Below are 2,392 nucleotides of genomic sequence, written 5' to 3' on the forward strand. Positions count from 1 at the left end.
GGCGCCGTCCCGGCGGGAGTCGAACCCGCCGGGACGGCGCCCTGATCGGGAGGACCGGCCGGCCGGCTTACGGGAAGGTGAGCTTCCAGCTGTTGATGTAGCCGGTGTCCGCCGCCGCGTTGTCCTGGACGCGCAGCTGCCAGACCCCGTTGGCCGCCTCGGAGGAGGCGTTCACCGTGTACGTGGTGTCGATGTTGTCGGCGCTGCCTCCGGTGCCGTAGCCCTTCAGCGTGTACGCGCTGCCGTCTGGCGCGATCAACTGCACCTGGAGGTCACCGATGTAGGTGTGGACGATGTTCACCGCGACCTGGAGGTCGGCCGGCGCGTTGCCGGTCCGCCCGGAGACGGTGACCGGGGAGGAGACCGCCGCGCCCCGGTCGGGGATCGCCACGTCGGTGGTGTTCTCGAAGGACGTGCCGCCACCGCCGCCGCCACCGTCCGAGCGCGAGCCCACGTTGACGGCCGCCCACGCGTCCTGCACCGCCTTGTACTCGGGGCTCGTCGCCCCGTAGAGGTCGGCGGTCGCGGCGAGCGTCCCGGTGCGGGCCGCCGCGTAGTTGGTGGTGGAGGTGAACTTGGTGGTCAGCGCGCGGTACCAGATCTTCTCCGCCTTGGCGCGGCCGATGCCGGCCACCGGAAGGCCGTCGGAGGTGGGCGAGTCGTAGGTGACGCCGTTGATCGTCTTGGTGCCGCTGCCCTCGCTCAGCAGGTAGAAGAAGTGGTTGGCGACGCCGGAGGAGTAGTGCACGTTGATCGAGCCGAGGCCCGAGTACCAACTGTCCTTCGACGCGCCGTCCTTGCTGGGCTTGTCCATGTAACGCAGCGGCGTGCCGTCGCCGTTGATGTTGATCTCCTCGCCGATGAGGTAGTCACCGGCGTCGTTGGGGTTGTTGGCGTAGAACTCGACGGTCGTGCCGAAGATGTCGGAGGTGGCCTCGTTCAGGCCGCCGGACTCGCCGCTGTAGATCAGGCCCGCGGTGTTGGAGGTGACGCCGTGCGACATCTCGTGCCCGGCGACGTCGATGGACGTGAGCGGGTTGGCGTTGCCGGACCCGTCGCCGTACGTCATGCAGAAGCAGCTGTCGTCCCAGAACGCGTTGGCGTAGTTGTTGCCGTAGTGCGCGCGGGAGTAGGCGGCGACGCCGTCACCGCGGATGCCGGTGCGTCCGTGCACGTTCTTGTAGTAGTCCCACGTCAGCGCCGCGCCGTAGTGCGCGTCGGCGCCCGCCGTCTCCGCGTTCGAGGCGGTGCCGTTGCCCCACACGTCGTCCGGGCCGGAGAAGAGCGTGCCGGTGCCGGAGGTGGCGCGGTTGAGGTTGTACGTCTTGTGGTTGCCGCGCGCCGCGTCGGTCAGGTTGTAGGAGGACCCCGACTGCGTGGTGCCCAGCGTGACCGTGCCGCTGTACATCGTGTTGCCGGTGCCGGTCTCGATGCCCTGGTACTCGTAGAGCTTCTTGCCGGTGGCGGCGTCGGTGATGACGTGCAGTTCGTTCGGGGTGCCGTCGGCCTGGAGGCCGCCGACGACCGTCTCGTAGGCGAGGACGGGCCTGCCGCTCGCGGCCCAGACCACCGTGCGGGGCGCCTTGGCGATGTCCGGGCCCTTGGCCTTGTCCGCCTTCGCCAGGGTCAGCGCCTGCCGTTCGGCCTGGGCGGCGGGCACGGCGGGGGTCGTCGTGGCCGGCGCGATGGCGGCCTTGGTCGCCCTGACCACGCTCTCGGTGGCGCCGGACCCCGTCGTCGCGACGACCAGGTCGCCGCCGAGGACGGGCAGACCGGCGTAGGTGCGCTCGTAGCGGGTGTGGACCGTGCCGTCGCCGTCCTTGGTGACGTCGCGGACGACCAGCTTCTCCTTGGCGCCGAGGCCCAGGTCCTTCGCGGTGGCCGCCGTACCGGCGTCGGCCGCGCGTATCAGCCCGGCGCGCTGGGCGGGGGACAGCTTCACGGACTCGGAGCCCGGTACGACCTGGCCTGCGGCCGAGGGGGCCCGCTCGGGGGCGGCGCCCGCGGTGCCCGTCTGGACCGCCGCCGCGATCAGGGCGGACACGCCGACGAGGGCGACCGCGAAGGCCCGGCGGTGCCGGACGGGGGGACGCGCGCCGTGGGGGGTGCGTCTGTGGGAGGAACTGTCTCTCAACACTGACTCCTTCTGCGCGGCCGCGAGCTGCGCGGCCAGGGGAGACCGGCCGGCTGGTGAGCCGTCCGGGCCGAGCGGGTGGAACGCAGAACGACGTGCGTGTGCGGGAACAGCCGTGCGCGTGCGGGTGGTGCGGCCGCGCCCGCCGTCCTGTGACGGCGCTGTGGGGTTCCTGTGCGACGGCCGTGGGAAGAGTGACAGCCGACGGCGCCTTTTGTCAGGGGCGCGTCATGAATTGGCCGGAAATCGTTCGCTGTC

General features: G+C 71.3%; 1 protein-coding gene. It reads right to left on the bottom strand.

Annotation, left to right across the window (positions count from 1 at the left end; translation table 11 throughout):
* Positions 1-67 precede the first annotated feature (67 nt).
* Positions 68-2,134, bottom strand: coding sequence for a M4 family metallopeptidase (locus SZN_RS36725; RefSeq protein ID WP_007506065.1), 2,067 nt, complete (start codon positions 2,132-2,134; stop codon positions 68-70).
* Between the last annotated feature and the right edge of the window lie 258 nt (positions 2,135-2,392).

Origin of the sequence: Streptomyces zinciresistens K42 (genome assembly GCF_000225525.1) — a bacterium.
Classification (GTDB): domain Bacteria; phylum Actinomycetota; class Actinomycetes; order Streptomycetales; family Streptomycetaceae; genus Streptomyces; species Streptomyces zinciresistens.